Raw genomic sequence first — 18,408 nt, 5'->3', positions numbered from 1 at the left:
GCCCAGGTGCGCGTCAATGGCCTCGTCAATTTTTCTCAGCGTAACGATTAAAGTCCCGGCATGAGCGATTTCGTTGCCGGCTTGCCGATGTATGACTGGTCTGAAATGCGGAGCGAGGTCGACGCCCAATGGGCGCGGCTGCGTGATGCCTTCCGGCAAAAAGGCATCGACGCGCCGCAGACCATCGCTCGCGTCAATGCCGATCTGCGGCCTGTGGAAGGCGGCATCCGCGACGCCGCCGGAAAGGTCATCGCGCCCGATCCGGCGACGCTGCCGCCGGACGAGTTGGATTTTTTCGGCCTCTGGCTGCATCCGGCGCTGCTGCTCGCTCAGACCTGCTGGGGTCCGATGGAACTCGGGCTGGCGACGCATGTTCAACTGATCGGCCAGCCGCGTTACGACGCGTTCGAGGGCGGGCAGGGTGAACTCTATTCGAGCGCGCTCGTGATGCGTGCAGGTGAAGCGCCGACGGTTGCCTCACCGTCCGATGGCAGCCCGCTCATCCCGCTCGATGTCCTGCGTGACAAGCATTTTACCTTCAACAGCCTCGATTCCATGTCGGGCATTATCGCGCCGACGCGTGACCTGGAGGCGCTGGGCGAAAGCCTGGACATCTTCTCCGAGCGCAGCGAAAGCGGTGGCCACCGCGCCTCGATCGTCGCCATTGCCGAGGGCAAGGCCGATGTCGCGGCCATAGACTGCCAGAGCTGGGCCAATGCGCGGCGCTTCGAGCCGGCAGCGGAAGCGGTCACGGTCGTCGGCTGGACAACGCGGCGCAAGGGCCTGCCGTTCATCACTGCCAGAACGACACCGGAAACGGTCGTGGTGGCGCTGCGCGAGGCGGTCGCGGCGACCGCATAAAGACAATCAGCCGCCGAGCAGCCGCTCATCGAGCGGATAGGTCGAAAGCTGCTCGTTGCCGGTTTCGGTGATCAGGATCTGCTCCTCGATCTTGACGCCCTCGCGTCCGCCAAGCCGGCCGATATAGCTCTCGACGCAAAGCACCATGCCCGACACAAGCACGCCGTCGGGCGTGTCTTCGGTCCAGTCGATGGCATGCGGCAGCGTCGGGTATTCGTCTGCCAGGCCGACGCCATGATAGAGCACGCCGTAACGCGTCGGGAAACAATCTCCGGGCGGCACCGCCGAGCATTCGACAAGATCGCGGAACGATGTGCCCGGCTGCATCAGGCCGATGTTGTGGGCGATCTGGTCGGCGGCGATGCGAAACAGCTCGCGTTGCTCGTTGGACGGCTCGGTGTCGCCGCAGAGCCAAGTGCGCGACAGGTCGGCGCAGAAACCGTAAGGGCCGATCAAATCGGTATCGAAAGCGACGAGGTCGCCGGCTGCGATCGTTCGCGACGAGCATTCCTGGAACCAGGGATTGGTGCGCGGGCCGGACGTCAAGAGCCGGGTTTCGACCCATTCGCCGCCACGCGCAATGTTGCCGCGATGGAGTTCGGCCCACAATTCGTTTTCGGAAATCCCTGGCCTCAAAGCTGCTTCCATCTCGCCCATCGCCGCCTCGCAGGCGACGATCGACCGGCGCATGGCCAGGATTTCGTCGGGCGATTTGATCAGGCGTGCGTTTTCCATCAGCGCTTCGCCATTGGCGATCGAGATGCCGAGGCGGGCGAGCGCTTCGACGCCCTCGGGATTGATGTGATCGACGGCGATGCGACTGACACCGCCGCCATGCTGCTTGACCAGATCGGCAATCCCGGCGGCCCAGCGGCGGACTTTTTGCTCGGTGAGGTCGCCGCTGTAGAGATACATCCAAGACACTGCCGGCCGAACCTCGTCGACGACGCCGGAGTGGTCGGAAAGGTGCTCGCAGGAAAAATAGTCGAACAGCACCACCGGACCTTCGGTGGCAACGAAACAATGTCTTGTCGGATTGTGCGCGACCCAGAGCTGCATATTGGTCGAGTCGGTCGCATAGCGGATGTTGATCGGATCGTAGAGCAAGGCTCCCGCATAGCCGCGGCGCTTCAGCTCGGCGCGGATGCGGTCGAGCCGGTATTGGCGCATGGCGGGCAGGTCGGGAGCAGCAATGCCGGCGGCGTGCCACTCGGCTTCCGCCAGTGCGCCGTAGCCAAGCACATGCTGGTTGAGTTCAGCGGCCTTCTGCCGCGACTTCAGGCGCAACGCATCGATTGAGCCTGCTTCGTCTGGCTCGAACGGCGCGATCCTGCGATGACGACCGAACCGTCGCTCGACGCCCGGATCGCTCATTTTCCTATCCTCCCGATATCAATCGGCCGCGCGGGTCAGGCCCGAGGGCGGGCCTTTGGGTCCAATGCTTTCAGGCCCGCATCTTCTCGCCGCTCGGGTCGAAAGGCGGCTCGACATTGATGCGGGCTGGTCGTCGGCTTCCGAGGATCTCGATCTCGAACAGTCCGGCGCTCTCGTCCGCGGCCAAGGCCGCCGGCACATAGCCTTGCGCCATCGATTCCTGGACGTAATGGGCATAGCCGCCGGAGGTGACCCAGCCGACCACGCGCCAGTCGCCGTCGACGATGCCGCGCACGGCCGAAGCGCCTTCCGCGGCGCTCGAGCCGCGCACTTCCTTGCCGTCCGTATCGAAACGCGCCGCACCATAGCCGTGCGGCTTTTCCACCGTGCCGTAGTCCTTGCCGCCGACCTTGGCCCAGATTGGTTCGTCGCCCATCACGTCCGCGTCTGCGGCATCGACGATGAAGGAGACACGGCGCAGTTTTGGCCCTTCTGCCTGCTCCCTCGCTGCCGCGTCGCGTCCGATGAAGTCGTTCTTCTCCAGCTTGACGAAGCGGTCCATCTCCCCCTCGAACGGCCCGTAGATCGGGCGCAGTTCGCGGAACCAGGTCGGAAAATTCTTTTCCAGGCGCATCGAGAGCAGGGCGCGCATGCCGAAATCGACCAGGCCAAACTCTTCGCCGGCATCCTTGATCGCCTTGTAGACGAGACGCTGGTAGGCCGGCGCCATCCAGATCTCGTAGCCGAGGTCACCGGTATAGGTGATGCGATTGACCATGCAGGGCGCGCCGCCGACCGCCATCTCGCGGAAGTCCATGAAGCGGAAGGCCTTGGTCGAGATGTCGGCGTCAACCAGTTTCTGCAGCAGGTCGCGTGATTTCGGCCCGGCGATCGACAAGCCGACCAGCGTCTGGTCGAAGCGGTGAATGCGGACCTGTGACGCCCCTGGACCATCCTTCGGCAGGTGCTTCTCGAACCAGCGCATATGATACTTCTGCGCCGCCGACGAGCTCCAGATCATGAAGCGCTCTTCGCCCGCCTTGGCGATGGTGAAATCGCCGATCAGCCTGCCGAACTCGTTTAGCATCGGGGTCAGCACAATGCGGCCGGTCTTCGGCATGCGGTTGGTCATCAGCCGGTTGAGGAAATCTTCCGATCCCGGCCCGGAGACTTCGTATTTGGCGAAATTGGCGATCTCGGTGACGCCGACCTTCTCGCGGGTGGCGCGCACTTCCTCGCCGATCGGCCCGAAATCGTTGGAGCGATGGAAGGAAACGATGTCCTTCGGCTCGGTGCCTTTCGGTGCGAACCAGAGCGGGGTTTCAAGGCCCCAGCTATCGCCCATGACGGCGTTGTTGGCCAGCATCGTGTCGTAAAGCGGAGTCGTCTGGGCCGGGCGTGCCGCCGGCAGCTCCTCGTTGGGAAAGCGGATGGAAAAACGGCGCGAATAGTTTTCGCGCACCTTGGCATTGGTATAGCGCGGCGTCGCCCATTCGCCGAAGCGCGCGACGTCCATGCCCCAGACGTCAAAGCCGGGATCGCCATGGACCATCCAGTTCGACAATGCCAACCCGACGCCGCCGCCTTGCGAGAAACCGGCCATGACGGCGCAGGCGCACCAGAAATTGGTCAGGCCCTGCACCGGGCCGACCAGCGGATTGCCATCCAGCGCGAAGGTGAAGGGACCGTTGATGATCTGCTTGATGCCGGCCTTCTCGATGCCGGGAAAATGCTTGAAGCCGATTTCCAGCGACGGCGCGATGCGGTCGATGTCGGGCTGCAGCAGCTCATGGCCGAAATCCCACGGCGTGTTGACCGGAGACCACGGCTTGCAGGCTTTTTCATAGGTGCCGAGCAGGATGCCGTTGCGTTCCTGGCGGGTGTAGATCTCGCCCTTGAAGTCCATAACGCCGATCATCTCGCGGCCGGTCGACTTGTTGAATTCCTCGACCTCCGGCATCGGCTCGGTCAAAAGGTACATATGCTCCATGGCCAGCAGCGGCAGCTCGACGCCGACCATGCGGCCGATCTCGCGCGCCCACAGGCCGCCGCAGTTGACGACATGCTCGGCCTTGACCGTGCCTTGCTCGGTAACGACGTTCCAGGTGCCGTCGACCTCCTGCGTCAGCTCGACGACGCGGTTGCGCAGCACGATCTCGGCGCCGAGCTTCCTGGCGGCCTTGGCGTAGGCGTGGGTGGTGCCGGAAGGATCGAGATGGCCTTCGACCGGATCCCACATGGCGCCGACGAAATTGGTCTCGTCCATCAGCGGGAACATCGCCTTGGCCTCTGACGGCGTGATCAGCTCGGTGTCCATGCCGAGATAGCGGCCTTTGGCGTGGGCAAGGCGCAGGAAGTCCATGCGCTCGGGCGTGTCGGCCATCATCACGCCGCCGGTCAGGTGCAGCGAGCAGGACTGGCCTGAAAGCTCTTCGATCTCCCTGTAGAGCTGCACCGTATAGGCCTGCAGCTTGGCGACATTGGGATCGCCATTGAGCGTATGGAAGCCGCCCGCCGCATGCCAGGACGAACCGGAGGTGAGCTCCGAACGCTCGATCAGCATGATGTCGGTCCAGCCCTCCTTGGCCAGATGGTAAAGCACCGAGCAGCCGACGACGCCGCCACCGATGACAACCGCTTTTGCATGAGATTTCATGAAGATAGTTCCGTTTTTGAAGAGATTGAATCGAGTGGGCGGGGTGTGAGAACAAATCGGAGGTCGGATACAGCGATGTTCTCGGCCAGCCTGCCATCAAGCGCGGCAAGGATGGTTTCACAGACGGAAGTACGATGTTTCAGGACGTCATGGTTCCAAAGACGCAGAATCGAATAGCCTTGGGCGCGCATGAATTCGTCGCGGCGGCGGTCATAGGAACTGCCGGCGTGTTGGTGTCCATCGACTTCAACGACAAGCCATTTCTCGCGGCAAGCGAAGTCTGCAAAAAAGGGGCCGATGGAAAACTGACGCGTAAAGCGATAGCCCCCAAGCTTGCGCGCCTTTAGTTCAAGCCAAAGCAATGCTTCCGTCTGATTGCCTGCTTGCCTGAGTTTTCGTGCTCGCTGGGTTGTACCTATTTTGCGGCGACTGCGTGTCTTGGCAATGGCGTCCCCCACTCCGTCGCTGCTTCGCAGCGCCACCTCTCCCCCCTCCGGAGGGAGAGGAAGGGCGTCATCTGGAATAATCTCGCGCCATTCCTCTACCCCGTCGATCGGGGGAGAGGTGTCGAGCGGAGCTCGACGGAGTGGGAGTCGCCTGTTCATCAAATCAATGCAGATGATCAAAAATCAGTCGGCGCGCCGCCTTCGGACCGACGTTTGTCGACGAAGGCGTCGAGCTCCTCGCGGATAGCCGGGTCCATGTAGGGCTCTTCATAGGAGGCCAGCCGCTCCTTCCATACCCGATTGGCTTTTTCGATAGCTGTCGGCGATCCGGCTTCCGCCCAGGTCTCGAAATTGCGCCAGTCGGAGATGATAGGCGAATAGAAGGCGGTCTTGTAGCGGTCCTGGGTATGCTGGGTGCCGAAGAAATGGCCGCCGGGACCGACATCGCGGATGGCGTCGATAGCCAGTGCTTCCTCCGAAAGGTCGAGCGGGGTCAAAAATTCGGCCACCATCTGCAGCAGATCGATGTCCAGGATGGTCTTCTCGTAGGAGCAGCGCAGGCCGCCTTCCAGCCAGCCGGCCGCATGCATCATCAGATTGCCGCCGCCCTGTATGGCGCCCCACAGCGAGAACACGCTTTCATAGGCGGCCTGTGCGTCGACCGTGTTGGCGGCGCAGGTGTTGGAAGTGCGGTAGGGAATGTTGTAGCGGCGGGCGAGCTGGCCGCCGACCAATTGCGCCTTCATGTATTCCGGCGTGCCGAAGGCCGGCGCGCCGGACTTCATGTCGACGTTGGAGGTGAATCCGCCATAGCCGACGGGCGCGCCCTTGCGCACCATCTGGGCGAAGGCAATGCCGGACAGTGCCTCGGCATTCTGCTGCACCAGCGCACCGGCGATGGTCACCGGCGCCATGGCGCCCGACAGGGTGAACGGCGTCACGATGACGACCTGGCCCTTGCTCGACATCTGGATGATGCCTTCCATCATCGGCACGTCGAGCTTGAGCGGCGAATTGGTGTTGATGATGGTGAACACCGACGGCTGTTCGAGAAGCTGTTCGGCGCTGATGCCGCGCGCGATCCTGGTGATCTCGATGCCGTCGACATTGCGCTCCTTGCCGAGCGAATAGATGTGGAACACCTTGTCGGTCAGCACGCTCAGATCGCGGATGCATTCGAGGTGCCGGACGGACGGATGGATATCGATCGGCTCGACCGGATAGCCGCCGGTGCAGTTCAGGATGTTGTGCATCTGCGCAAGCTTGAGGAAGTTGCGGTAGTCCTGCTGGTTGCCGGGGCGGCGGCCGCGGTCGATGTCGGAACAATTGGGCGCCGACGCCATCATCGAGATGATCAGGTTGTCGCCGCCGAAGCGGACATTGTGCGCCGGATTGCGGGCATGGATGGTGAATTCCGACGGGCAGTGCGAAACCAGCTCGAGGATCATGTCGCTGTCGAAGCGCACCCGCTCACTGCCTTCGCGGACATCTGCGCCATGCGCCTTCATGATGCGCCTTGCCTCGTCGTGCAGCACGTCGACGCCGATTTCCCTGAGAACGCGCAGCGAGGCGAGGTGGATCGATTCCAGTTCGTCGTCGGAGACCAGCCTGGTCGGCGTCAGCGGGATTTTCAGCTGACGGAAAGGCGGCTGCTCGAATGCCGCCGCTGCGCCGGCGCGCTTGCCCGCGCGGCCGCCGCGACGGGCGCGGTCGTTTGTCAATGCCGGTTCGGCGGGATGAAGGGCGGCGGTCATGCTAGTCCTCGTACGCTGCGATGGTGCGGCGGCATAATGGACCGACCGCCGTCCCGCCATTGCGGAGGCGGCGACCACTAGGACGAGGGAAGCGACATGGACGTTCGCCAGCCGGACGCACCAGGGCGAATCCAGATCTGTGCCCGAACTGTGAAACATGTCACGTTGCGATCACGTCATATTGAGCAAGTACATTGAATACAAACCGTCCTGAGGGAGACTATTTCCGTGTCGGATGTTGTTAGCGTGCGTGCAGCGACCAACAACGAAGTCGCTTTCATTGCCTGGGATATTGACGGAATGATCGACGGCTGTCTCGGCTTCGAGATCGTCCGCATCTATCCCGGCACCGGCGAGGAACGCTGTCTGGCTTCCTGGGTGCCTTTCCGGGGGCAACGCAACAAGGACTGGATTCCGCAGGATACCGGCGTCTGGCCGGTGCAGAAGACATTCTGGCGCGATCTTACGGTGCGGCGGCGCCGCGACAGCGTCGAAATCAGGCCCGATGGCGAATTGGTCGCCTACCGGGTGCGTCCGGTCGGCGACATGCGGCCCGGCCTCGATCCAGTGCCGGTGCGCCCCGAGAAAGCCTATACCGGAGCGGCTCGGCCGCTCGGCTATCTCGGACAAGGCGCCGTCAGCCCGACCATCTTCCTGGGATCGATGTTCGGCAAGGCGCGGCTCGCCTTCACCAACGGCGTGCTCTCGACGCAATGGCTGTCGCGCGCGCTGGAAGACGCCGGCATCAAGGTCGGGCAGCGCGACAAGATCAGGGCCGAGCTTCAGCGTCCCGGCAGCAAGATCCGCGCCTATCTTCATGGCGAGGTTCCGGATGTGCTCACCAGCCTGATGAAACGGGCCAAGGCCGAGGGCGGCACTGTCAGGCTTGCCCTCTACGAGCTTGGCGATGACGAGTTGTGCGACGCGATCATCGACGCCAAGGATGTCGTCGACGTCATTCTTTCGAATTCGGGCAGGGATGAACAAACGAAGGCGTGGGACGCGGGCAACGCGCCCTTCAGAAAGCGGCTGCGCGACGCCGGCGTCGTGCTGACCGATCGTCTGTTCAACAACAATCATATCGGCCACAACAAGTTTGCCGTCTACCGCGACGCCCAGGCCAATCCGCAGGCGGTCATGACCGGCAGCACCAACTGGACGTCGACCGGCATTTGCGGACAGTCCAACAACGCCTTCATCCGCGACGACCCTGCCATGGCCAAAGTGTTCGATGCCTATTGGGAGCGGATGAAGGCCGACGTGTTCCCGCCGCCGGCGAGCGATAGCGCCGCTGGACGTGTGGCGCAGAAGCAAGGCAGGCCGTTTCGCCTGAAGAATCGCACACCGAACCATGTCGATGGGACCACCATCTGGTTCTCGCCAAACGATCCCGACCGCAGCAAAAAGGACATCTCGGTGCGGCCTGTCGACCTCGAAGATGTCTTCGCACGAATCAAGGCGGCGAAGGAGGCGGTGCTCTTTCTCGTGTTCAATCCGTCGCGGCTTGGCAACAATTCGGTCATCGATCAGGCGGTCGCGGCGGCGACGGCGAATCCAAAGCTGATCGTGCAAGGCGCAATCAGCGATCACACCGCCATGCCCAACTATATTGCTCCGACCCGGGATCCAGTCACCAACAAATCGAACAAGGACGGCAAATCGCCATTCGTCTTTCCGGAGAAGGTCTGGGAGGCGCCGAACGTCTCCATCGTCAGGGCGGCCAACCTGACGGGGGCCTCCGTTGCGCGGGATTTCCAGGCGGAAGTGCTGACCGTCGGCCATGCGATCGTGCACGACAAGATCGTGATCATCGATCCGATGGCCGACAATGCGACCGTCATCGCCGGCAGCCACAACCTTGGCTACAAGGCGTCCTATGAAAACGACGAGAACATGGTGATCGTCGAAGGCGACAAGACGTTCGCTGCGGCCTTTGCGGTGTATATGCTCGACGTGTTCGACCACTACAAGTTCCGCGCCTGGCGTAGAACGATTGGAGAAGGACCGTCGGACAATGACGGGCTCTCCATCGACGACAAGTGGCTGAAGCCTTACGCGGAGGGCAAGAAGGGGGCGATTGCCCGGTATTTTCCGTAGTGGCCTGAATGGCGCCGCGGAGTCCTTAACAAGGCATGCTCTGGCTGGCGCAAGCGGTTCCTGCCGCCGGTGCTTCCCGGCACGCCGCCGAAACGCTAATCGTGCAGGTTTCGTGGTGCGGATCATGGACCGGGCGGAACAGAACAGCGACGAGACAATGCAGTGGGCGGCGATCACCGGCGTGATCGCCACCGTTTCGGTGTTCGCTATCGCGCAAGGGCTAAGCTATCCGCTGCTGAGCTTCATCCTGCAGCGCCAGGGCGTCTCGCCGGCCATGATCGGCCTGTCGGCGGCAATGACGCCGGTCGGCTTTATCGTCTCGTCGCCGCTCATCCCGGCGCTGGCGCGCCGGTTCGGGGCAGGGCGCACGGCGCTGACCTGCGCGGCCCTTTCCGCCATCATGCTGGCGCTGATCGGCTGGACGCAAAATGTCTATCTCTGGTTTCCACTGCGCTTCCTGATCGGCGTGGTGACCAATCCGCTCTATGTGCTGAGCGAGATCTGGGTGATCGCGCTGGCGCCTCCGGCGCGCCGTGGTCGCGTGATGGGAATCTATTCCACAGTCATTTCGGCCGGTTTCGCGGCCGGCCCGCTGTGCCTGCTTGCCGTCGGCACCGAAGGATGGCCGCCGTTTCTCGTTGGCATCGCCGCATTCGTCTTTTGCGGCGCCTGCCTGGCGCTGGTGCTGGGACGGCTGCCAAAGGTCGATGAAGCCGGGCACCAGGTTTCGGTGATGGGGTTCATGCCGATGGCATGGCTGCTGCTGTCGGCGGTGGTGGTGGCCGCCGGTTTCGAACAGGGGGTGCTGGCACTGCTGCCGGTCTACGGAGCGCATTATGGTATCGCGGAGGCGCGCATGTCGGCGCTGCTGTCGATGATGATCGCCGGCAACATCGCCATGCAGGTGCCGCTCGGCCTGCTGGCGGAACGGCTGACGGCGCGTCTGGTGCGATTTATCTGTGTATCGCTAACGGTGCTTGGATGCGTGCTGTTGCCGGTTCTCATCGAGACGCCGCTGATCTGGCCGTGCGTGTTTGTCTGGGGTGCGGTTTCCTACGGCATCTACACGATGTCGATCATCGAGCTCGGCGAGCGGTTCACCGGCTCGGCACTGGTCGCCGGCAACGCTGCCTTCTCGCTAATGTGGGGCGTCGGCGGCATCGCCGTGCCGCCGCTGGCGGGCGGCGCCATGGATATTCTCGGTGCGGACGGCCTGCCGATCACGCTTGGCGCCATTTGTCTGGCGTTGGCGGTCACAACCGTATTGCGGGGGCGAGCGGTCTAATACAATTGCGGGGTGCCTTCATTTCCTTGCCATCTGGAAATCGCCCATAAATCACATTCGGCATGGTGTTCAGAGGGATGCATCCTGCGTAGAAGGTCTCGAATTTCAACGGCACGATCAAAATCGGGTATCAATCCAACATCGGACAGTTCCGTGTTCGCAAACACGTCAGGAAATCCTCCGCAGTTGGTCAGAGCGCTTATGGAGACGTCCTGATCCAACAAGTCGTAGCCCAGGAAGGTAAATCCGTTCCAGTCGAGTGAACGCACGTCAAGCGATGGTCTTCGGATCACATTAAGGACATTCAAGTCGCCCGGATCCGCCAGCTCCGAAAGGAGGAAGTCCAGGTCCACAAAGAAATCCAGCATGTAGTCCTCGTTGACAATATGGGGCCAGTAGCTGTCCTTTACCTGTCCCAGCGCGACCGGCCCGAGCATTCCATCGAGTGAGACGACCTCGCTTAATTGGGTGAGGCCGGACCAGTTTATGTACATGGTCCACGCAGTGCCGCTTAAAGGACCGAACTTCTCTTTGGCAATGTACAGATGTTGCATGGATTCCCTCGTGGCCTGCGGGCGGCAGGCGGCCCCACCTTAGGAGGCCAACAGCGCAATGGCTCCTTTTGCGTTCCAAGTTGAATACCGACAGTGGCAAGACGACGTTGCCGAGCCTTGACGAGTTTATCGGAGACCACATGACCAAGTCGAACACAAAGACGCGTCCCAATTCGGCGACTGAGGATCCCTTTCTCTGGCTGGAGGACAGAACGGGCAAGGAAACGCTCGACTGGGTTCACCGTCAGAACGAGATCACGGTCGCCGAGTTGCAGGGCGATCCATCCTACCAGACCTGCTTCCAAACCGCACTGGACCTGATGACGGCCGAAGACAACATTGCCGTCGGGTCTGCGCTCAACGGCCACGTCTATAATTTCTGGCAGGACAAGACCAACGTGCTCGGCCTCTGGCGGCGCACTCCGGTCGCTTCCTACAAGACCGAGGAGCCGGAATGGGAGACGATCATCGACTTCGACAGTCTGTCAGCCAAAGAGGGTGTGAAATGGGTGTTCAGCGGCGCCAGCCGGCTTTACCCCGATTTCAGCCGCTGCCTGCTCAGCCTGTCGCCGGATGGCGGCGACGCCAGCGAAATGCGCGAATTCGACATCGACAGCAAGTCCTTTGTCGAGGGCGGCTTTCGTGCTCCTGCATCGAAGTCGGGCTTCAACTGGCTGGACAAGGACACGGTCATCGTCTCGGCTGCCTTCGAAGAGGACGAAAAAACCCAGTCCGGTTATCCGCGCGTGGTCAAGCTTTGGCAGCGCGGCACCAGGCTGGAGGATGCGACGCCGATTTTCGAGGCGCAGAAGCAGGATCTCGCCGCCGGCGGTTCCCTCGAATTCGACGGCGACAAGCGTCATCTTCTGCTGACCCGGACGCTCGATTTCTTTGCCTCGCACAGTTTTCTTCGTCTGCCCTCCGGCGAAAACAGGCGCATCCCGTTGCCGGACGACGTGACCGACGCGGTGCTGTTCAGGGACCAGTTCGTCTTTGGAGTGCGCAGCCCGTGGACGGCGCCGGACGGCACGCTGTGCAAGCCTGATGGCCTCTATTCGCTGGACTTCGCGCGCTGGATCGAGACCAATGGGTTAGGACCTGTCGAGACCGTGCTCGAGCCGGCGGATCGTGTCTCGATTGCCGGCATTGCCCGCACGCGGGACCGATTGTTCATCAATCTGATGGACAATGTGCGCGGCAAGGTCGTCGCCTGCGATCGCAGCGGCAGCGGCTGGTGGCTGCAGCCGGTGGCGCTGCCCGAAAACGGGAGTGTCGGCATCAGCCACGCCGAGCGTTTCGGCTCCAGCGTGTCCTTCTCCTTCACCGATTTCCTGACGCCGAGCTCGATCATCTGGTCGGACGACAATGCAGCGATGCTGACAACGGTGAAATCGCAGCCGGCGCGTTTCGATGCGTCGTCGCTGGTCTCGGAACAGTTTGAGGCACGCTCGAAGGACGGCACCAAAATCCCTTATTTCGTCGTCAGGCGGCGCGACCAGGACGGGCCGGTGCCGACGCTGCTTTACGGCTATGGCGGCTTCGAAGTGCCGCTGCTGCCCGGCTATGCCGGCGTGCGCGGTCGGCTGTGGCTGGAAAAGGGCAATGCCTATGTGCAGGCCAATATCCGCGGCGGCGGCGAGTTCGGCCCGAACTGGCACCAGGCCGCGCTCAAGGCCAATCGCCAGAACGCCTTCGACGATTTCGCCGCGGTCGCGCAAGACCTGGTGGAACGCGGAATCGCCACGCCGGCGACGCTTGGCATCCAGGGCGGGTCGAATGGCGGCTTGCTGACCGGCGTTTCGCTGACCCAGCATCCGGAGCTTTTCGGCGCGGTGATCATCGACGTGCCGCTGCTCGACATGCTGCGCTACACCGAACTGCCGCCCGGCGCATCCTGGATGGCCGAGTATGGCGATCCGGCGAAGCCGGAAGAGGCCGCGTCGCTGGCGGCTTACTCGCCTTATCAGCATGTCGAGACCGATGCCGCCTATCCGCCGGTGCTGCTGACCACATCGACCGCCGACGACCGCGTCCATCCCGGCCATGCGCGGAAGATGGCGGCACGGCTGCAGGCTGCCGGCCACGCGAAGACGCTGTTTTTCGAGGAGACCGAGGGCGGCCATGGCGGGCGCGGCGATCGCCGGCCGCAAGCGGCACAGGCGGCGATGAAGTATGTCTTCCTGCAACGGGCGCTGACCGTAACGACTTGAACGGAACGGCTTGAACTGAGCGCATCAGACCGCCTAAGATGCTGCATGGGTCGGATGAAGGCATCATGCGCGTTTGGGGTGGCCGTGACGCCGTCGCCGCGCACGCTTCGCGCCGAGCTTCTGCGGCTTTGCGCCCGCATCGGCTATTCGCCGCCCGCCTTCCTCTGACGAATCCGCCCCGGCTGCAATTGCCGGATTGGTTCAAGAGGAAGATCAGACATGACCTATCAGAATTATTCGCTGAAGCAGCTTCAGCAGATCGATGCTGCGCATCACCTCCATCCGTTCACCGACCACAAGGAGATGCGCGAGGCCGGCTCACGCATCATCACCCACGCCAACGGGCCGTTCATCTACGATTCCGAAGGCACGGAAATCCTCGACGGCATGGCCGGGCTGTGGTGCGTCAACATCGGTTACGGGCGCGATGAGCTGGCCGACGCCGCTTACGCCCAGATGAAGGAACTGCCCTACTACAATTCCTTCTTCAAATGCTCGACCCCGACACCGGTGCTGCTGGCCAAAAAGCTGGCGGAACTGGCGCCGAAGCATGTCAACCAGGTGTTCTTCGGCTCGTCCGGTTCGGAGGCCAACGACACGGCGCTGCGCCTCGTGCGCCACTATTGGGCATTGGAAGGCAAGCCGGAGAAGAACCGCATCATCTCGCGCAAGAGCGCCTATCACGGCTCGACCATCGCCGGCACGTCGCTGGGCGGCATGGAGCCGATGCACAAGCAGCTCAACGGCGCGGTTCCCAACATCGTCCATGTGATGATGCCTTATGCCTATGAGCTGGCTCTGCCCGGCGAAAGCGACCATGATTTCGGCCTGCGCGCGGCCAAGGCCGTCGAGGATGCCATCCTCGAAGCCGGCGCCGACAAGGTCGCCGCCTTCATCGGCGAGCCGGTGATGGGAGCAGGCGGCGTGAAGATACCGCCGATGAGCTATTGGCCGGAAGTGCAGCGCATCTGCCGCAAATACGATATCCTGCTGATGCTCGACGAGGTCATCACCGGCTATGGCCGCACCGGCGAGTGGTTCGCAGCGCAGACATTCGACATCGAGCCCGATACCATCACCACCGCCAAGGCGCTGACCTCCGGCTATCAGCCGCTGTCGGCATTGCTGGTCGGTGACCGCATCGCCGCGACGCTGGTCGAGAAGGGCGGCGAGTTCAATCACGGCTATACCTATGCCGGCCACCCCGTGGCCTGCGCCGTGGCGCTGAAGAACCTCGAGATCATCGAGCGGGAAGGTTTGGTCGATCGGGTCAAGAACGACACCGGACCCTATTTCGCCAAGGCGCTGCAGGAGCACGTCGGCGAGCACGATCTGGTCGGGGAGGTGCGCTCGATCGGGCTGATGGGGGCGATCGAGATCGTCAGCGACAAGGCGACCAAGGAGCGCTTCCTGCCGGCCGGGAGCGCGGCCGTGACCGTCCGCGACCACGCAGTTGCCCAAGGCATGATGCTGCGCGCCACCGGCGATACGATGATCCTGTCGCCGCCACTGATCTGGACGCGCGAGACGATCGACATAGCCTGCGGCCGCATCGCCAAGGCGCTTGACCTGGCGCAGGCGGATTTGCGCAAGCGGTGAGATAAAACGATCGCCGGGCGTTCTGCAACCGGACGCCCGGCGTTTGAATGCCGGATTCTGCCAGCCGGAGGAGCCGCTCACCAAGGGCCGAGGCCCGATCGGCGGATTTCACTTTTTTGTCTCGGGCAGCGCCGCTTTGCTCAACGCAGCGCTGCGCTTCGGTACGGCGCGCCGGCGCCGCATAAATCGCTCAAGCAAGTTCCGTCTTCTCTTGCGCTGGACAAGATCGATATCGCTGACAAGCTTTGCGCCGCCCTCGCGCCGCTCCAACGTGATCTTGCGGCTATGAAAGGCTTCCAGCTCGGCGCGATGCGCCACGCTTATGATGGTGACCTTCGGCAATTCGTGAACGATCATCTCCATCATCTTGTCCTGGCTCTTTTCGTCGAGTGCTGACGTTGCTTCATCCAGCACGATGATATCGGGGCTGTGCAACAGAAGACGCGCGAAGGCGAGCCGCTGCTTTTCGCCACCCGAGAGGGTCTGGTCCCATGGCGCGTCGTCCTCGATCTTGTCATTCAGATAATCGAGCCCGACCTTGTCGAGGGCAGCCTTGATCTCGTCCAGCGTCCAGCGATCGGCGGCGCCTGGATAGGCGACTGCGCGGCGAAGCGTCCCGGTGGGGACATAAGGCCGTTGCGGCAACATGAACAGCCGTCTGTCGGCGTGGATGTTGACGCTGCCGCCGCCCCACGGCCACAGACCTGCGACGGCCCGCACCAGCGTACTCTTGCCTGAGCCGGATTCGCCGGCGACGAGCACCCGCTCGCCTGATTCGATCACGACCTTGGTTTCCTTGACCACGGCGGTGCCGTCGTCGAGCGACACGGAGAGATTGTTCAGGCTGAGCATCGCATCGCCTGCAGCTTCGCCGCGCTTTATGCGTCCGAGGGTGTTGCTCTGCTCCGCGCGCTCGAGCCCGTCGAGCGACATCATCAGCGAGGCGATGCGCCGTGCACAGGCGTTCCAATTGGCGAGACGGGGGTAGTTGTCGACCAGCCATCCGAACGCGCCCTGCACGATCGCAAAGGCAGAGGCAGCCTGCATGACCTGGCCAAGTGTCATGCCGCCTTCGAGAAACTTTGGAGCGCAAAGCAAAACCGGCACGACAGGCGCAAACAGACTCGCCCCCTGCGATACCAGCGCTGTGCGCATGTGCTGACCTGTAAGGAGCGCCCATTGCCTGAGCACATAGGCGAACGTCTTGTCGATGCCGCTACGCTCTTCCTCCTCGCCGCCAAGCAATGCGATACTCTCGCCGTTTTCCCGCACGCGCGTCAGCGTGTAGCGGAATTCGGCTTCCGCCTGATTTTTTTCCTCGGAGAGGTGGACGAAATGGCGGCCAATGACCGCCATCGAGGTGGATGTGATCGCGGCATAGAGCACCGCGGTGATGACGAGAAAGCCGGGAATGGTCACCGTCGAACCTGCGATCGGCAGAGTCAGGGCCCCGCCGATCGTCCAGAGCACCACGATGAAGGTCGAGGCCGACAGAAACGCGTTGATGACACCGGCGATGAAGTCGACCGGGGATTCGGTGGCAATCCGCAAATCCTCCGTGATGCGTGCTTCAGGGTTCTGGTGGTCGCCGCCGACGAGGTTCAACTGAAAGTAGCGGCCGCTTGCAAGCCACCGCGCGATGACCGCGTTGGTGAGCCAGGAACGCCAGCGGCGCTGCATCGTCATGCGAAGGAAGACCTGTGCAACGACAAGGCTTCCGCTTCCGAGCACGAGCGGCACGAAAACGGCGCTCAGGACATAGACGGTGCGAGCATTGCGTTGCTCAAGGGCATCGAAAATTGCGCGATTCCAGACATTGATCCCATACTGGAAGCCGACATTGATGACGATCAGGAGCAATAACCCGATCGTGTACGGCCAAGCCCGCCTATCGCCTCCGCGGCCCCAGTAACCGCGCGCGCTGATCCAGAAACGCCTCAGCAAGTATCTCTTGCGCGCCTGCTCGGCCTCCTCAGGGGTCAGCTCCGGATCGGGTTCGACGAAATCCAGCGGCGGCGGAGCCGCGCCGGCGATCTCAGACGCGGCTTCGACAGTCGATTGCTTCTCCTGGCGCGACTTCTCGCCATCGCGCGATTTGGAGACGGATTTCGGCTTGGATTTAGCCCCGGACATACCGGCGATAACGGCTTGGAAATCAGAAGGTTTCAATGATGTCCGCTCAAGCCGCTTGATCTCCACGTCGGCGCGGATGCGGTCGGCTTCGTTTCCTGGCGTCTTCCTTGATCTGCTGCCGCTTCGCGAGCGTGTCGACAATCTTTCGTCCGCAGTGCGGCTTCCAACGACAGTGGTGTTGGAACTGCCATTCATCTGGGGAATTGTAATGCTGGCTAAGCATAAGCCGCTTGGCACATAGGCTTGTCAGAGCAATCGAAGCGTCAACTGTAAGTTTTGTAAGATCGACAACGCAATTTGTAGTTGCGTTTTACATAAACGCGTCAAAATAACATAGGGAGGCTATCATGATTAGGCTGCAGACAGTTCTATTTTCTATTCTGCTACTGGGAGTGACAGGGTTGCCGGCGACGGCGGAGGAGGTCTGGTCGCTTGACGGCTTCAAGGCCCCAGAGAGCGTCCTCTTCGATGCAAAGCGGAACGTCTTCTACGTCTCCAACATTGTCGGCGAGCCCGCCGGCAAGGATGGGGTTGGATACCTTTCGAAAGTTTCGCCTGACGGAAAATTGCAGGCAGCCGAATGGGTGACCGGCTTTAATGCGCCCAAGGGATTGGTGATGAAAGGCGATACGCTTTTCGTCACCGACATCGATCGGCTCATGGCTGTCGACGTCGAGAGCGGTCAGATCACTGGAACGTGGCCTGCAGAAGGCGCTCAATTCCTCAATGATCCCGCTATCGACGAGGCGGGTCGGGTCTTTGCTTCCGACATGCTGGCGAACAGGATTTATGTTCTGGACAATGATGCTCTCTCCGTCTGGCTCGAGAGCGAGGATCTCCTGCATCCGAATGGTCTGCGCGTCGAAGACGGTCGCCTCCTCGTCGCAGGTTGGGGTCGCGACATCCAGCCGGATTTTTCGTCCAAGACACCCGGCCATCTGATCGCGATCGACCTGAAGACGAATGCCATCTCTGACATCGGGTCCGGCGAGCCTGTTGGAAATCTGGATGGTCTAGAATCAGACGGGGCAGGGAATTGGCTGGTTACGGATTGGGTCGCAGGGGCGCTCTTTCGCATTCATCCGGATGGAAAAGTCGAGCAGCTGATGGACCTCAATCAAGGCAGCGCCGATCTGGAATTCCTGGAAGAAAAGAAGCTGGCAATCATCCCCATGATGATGGACGGCAAGCTGGTCGCAACTCGATTGGATGGAGCAACTTGAGAAGAGGCTCGCATAGCCCTCTTCCCTTGGCCGCACGGGGTCGTGACTTGCACCACCGAGGGCCGCGCGGTCCGGCCCATTAATGCAAAAACCGCGCTCCATCGGGAACGCGGCTTTGCCAGATACGCATGGCGCTTCGCTGACTGAACACTTGGCGAAACTTACGGGCTCCGGTACGCGAGACCTGATCCGGAGCGCCGGGCGGTTGCGATAGGC

The 18,408-nt window shown here is 62.0% G+C and carries 12 protein-coding genes; 6 read left to right on the top strand and 6 right to left on the bottom strand.

Annotated elements, in window-relative coordinates:
* Window positions 1-60: 60 nt before the first annotated feature.
* Complete coding sequence (locus tag AC0L2M_RS03930; RefSeq protein ID WP_473534091.1) at window positions 61-861, top strand: phosphate/phosphite/phosphonate ABC transporter substrate-binding protein; 801 nt, start codon at window positions 61-63, stop codon at window positions 859-861.
* A 6-nt stretch (window positions 862-867) separates the two neighbouring features.
* Here the strand turns inward: AC0L2M_RS03930 and AC0L2M_RS03925 are convergent, their stop codons facing one another.
* From AC0L2M_RS03925 to AC0L2M_RS03910, 4 genes are all read right to left on the bottom strand, one after another.
* Window positions 868-2,235, bottom strand: coding sequence for a M24 family metallopeptidase (locus AC0L2M_RS03925; protein ID WP_473534090.1), 1,368 nt, complete (start codon window positions 2,233-2,235; stop codon window positions 868-870).
* A gap of 70 nt (window positions 2,236-2,305) precedes the next feature.
* A complete protein-coding gene (locus tag AC0L2M_RS03920; protein WP_473534089.1) occupies window positions 2,306-4,891 on the bottom strand; it encodes a GcvT family protein in 2,586 nt (861 codons plus the stop codon).
* The gene (locus AC0L2M_RS03915; RefSeq protein ID WP_473534088.1) at window positions 4,888-5,373 is read right to left on the bottom strand and encodes an endonuclease domain-containing protein; all 486 of its coding nucleotides are present in this window, start codon (window positions 5,371-5,373) and stop codon (window positions 4,888-4,890) included. Before AC0L2M_RS03915 ends, AC0L2M_RS03920 begins: the two co-directional genes overlap by 4 nt.
* A gap of 140 nt (window positions 5,374-5,513) precedes the next feature.
* Window positions 5,514-7,091, bottom strand: a complete 1,578-nt coding sequence (locus AC0L2M_RS03910) for a trimethylamine methyltransferase family protein (protein WP_473534087.1) — start codon at window positions 7,089-7,091, stop codon at window positions 5,514-5,516.
* Between the two features lie 228 nt (window positions 7,092-7,319).
* Between AC0L2M_RS03910 and AC0L2M_RS03905 the strand changes: the two genes are divergently transcribed.
* Entirely contained in the window at window positions 7,320-9,188 is a 1,869-nt protein-coding gene (locus AC0L2M_RS03905; protein ID WP_473534086.1) for a phospholipase D-like domain-containing protein, read from the top strand.
* Between the two features lie 124 nt (window positions 9,189-9,312).
* Window positions 9,313-10,473: an MFS transporter gene (locus AC0L2M_RS03900; protein ID WP_128173835.1), complete on the top strand. Its 1,161-nt coding sequence runs from the start codon at window positions 9,313-9,315 to the stop codon at window positions 10,471-10,473.
* On the opposite strand, the gene AC0L2M_RS03895 is transcribed toward AC0L2M_RS03900, so the two are convergent.
* A complete protein-coding gene (locus AC0L2M_RS03895; RefSeq protein ID WP_473534085.1) occupies window positions 10,470-11,027 on the bottom strand; it encodes a hypothetical protein in 558 nt (185 codons plus the stop codon). The two genes, AC0L2M_RS03900 and AC0L2M_RS03895, sit on opposite strands and share 4 nt — an antisense overlap.
* 140 nt (window positions 11,028-11,167) lie before the next feature.
* On the opposite strand from AC0L2M_RS03895, the gene AC0L2M_RS03890 reads away from it, so the two are divergent.
* On the top strand, window positions 11,168-13,237 hold the full coding sequence (locus tag AC0L2M_RS03890) for a prolyl oligopeptidase family serine peptidase (RefSeq protein WP_473534084.1): 2,070 nt from the start codon (window positions 11,168-11,170) through the stop codon (window positions 13,235-13,237).
* A 219-nt stretch (window positions 13,238-13,456) separates the two neighbouring features.
* Window positions 13,457-14,836 (top strand): aspartate aminotransferase family protein, encoded by a 1,380-nt coding sequence (locus AC0L2M_RS03885; protein ID WP_473534083.1) that lies wholly within the window; start codon window positions 13,457-13,459, stop codon window positions 14,834-14,836.
* Window positions 14,837-14,944: 108 nt separating this feature from the next.
* On the opposite strand, the gene AC0L2M_RS03880 is transcribed toward AC0L2M_RS03885, so the two are convergent.
* Window positions 14,945-16,969 (bottom strand): ABC transporter ATP-binding protein/permease, encoded by a 2,025-nt coding sequence (locus tag AC0L2M_RS03880; RefSeq protein WP_473534276.1) that lies wholly within the window; start codon window positions 16,967-16,969, stop codon window positions 14,945-14,947.
* A 347-nt stretch (window positions 16,970-17,316) separates the two neighbouring features.
* Here AC0L2M_RS03880 and AC0L2M_RS03875 point away from each other — a divergent pair, with 347 nt between their 5' ends.
* Window positions 17,317-18,192 (top strand): SMP-30/gluconolactonase/LRE family protein, encoded by an 876-nt coding sequence (locus AC0L2M_RS03875; protein WP_473534082.1) that lies wholly within the window; start codon window positions 17,317-17,319, stop codon window positions 18,190-18,192.
* Window positions 18,193-18,408 lie beyond the last annotated feature (216 nt).

It is taken from the genome of Mesorhizobium sp. WSM4806 (assembly GCF_055811635.1).
Note: the sequence above shows the minus strand (reverse complement) of the source record. Positions and strands in the feature narration are given on the sequence as shown.

What these genes read in the sequence shown, in the direction of transcription:
- AC0L2M_RS03930 (WP_473534091.1), top strand. Translation starts at nt 61, where the DNA reads ATGAGCGATTTCGTTGCCGGCTTGCCGATGTATGACTGGTCTGAAATG.
- AC0L2M_RS03925 (WP_473534090.1), bottom strand. Translation starts at nt 2,235, where the DNA reads ATGAGCGATCCGGGCGTCGAGCGACGGTTCGGTCGTCATCGCAGGATC.
- AC0L2M_RS03920 (WP_473534089.1), bottom strand. Translation starts at nt 4,891, where the DNA reads ATGAAATCTCATGCAAAAGCGGTTGTCATCGGTGGCGGCGTCGTCGGC.
- AC0L2M_RS03910 (WP_473534087.1), bottom strand. Translation starts at nt 7,091, where the DNA reads ATGACCGCCGCCCTTCATCCCGCCGAACCGGCATTGACAAACGACCGC.
- AC0L2M_RS03900 (WP_128173835.1), top strand. Translation starts at nt 9,313, where the DNA reads ATGGACCGGGCGGAACAGAACAGCGACGAGACAATGCAGTGGGCGGCG.
- AC0L2M_RS03895 (WP_473534085.1), bottom strand. Translation starts at nt 11,027, where the DNA reads ATGCAACATCTGTACATTGCCAAAGAGAAGTTCGGTCCTTTAAGCGGC.
- AC0L2M_RS03890 (WP_473534084.1), top strand. Translation starts at nt 11,168, where the DNA reads ATGACCAAGTCGAACACAAAGACGCGTCCCAATTCGGCGACTGAGGAT.
- AC0L2M_RS03885 (WP_473534083.1), top strand. Translation starts at nt 13,457, where the DNA reads ATGACCTATCAGAATTATTCGCTGAAGCAGCTTCAGCAGATCGATGCT.
- AC0L2M_RS03880 (WP_473534276.1), bottom strand. Translation starts at nt 16,969, where the DNA reads ATGTCCGGGGCTAAATCCAAGCCGAAATCCGTCTCCAAATCGCGCGAT.
- AC0L2M_RS03875 (WP_473534082.1), top strand. Translation starts at nt 17,317, where the DNA reads ATGATTAGGCTGCAGACAGTTCTATTTTCTATTCTGCTACTGGGAGTG.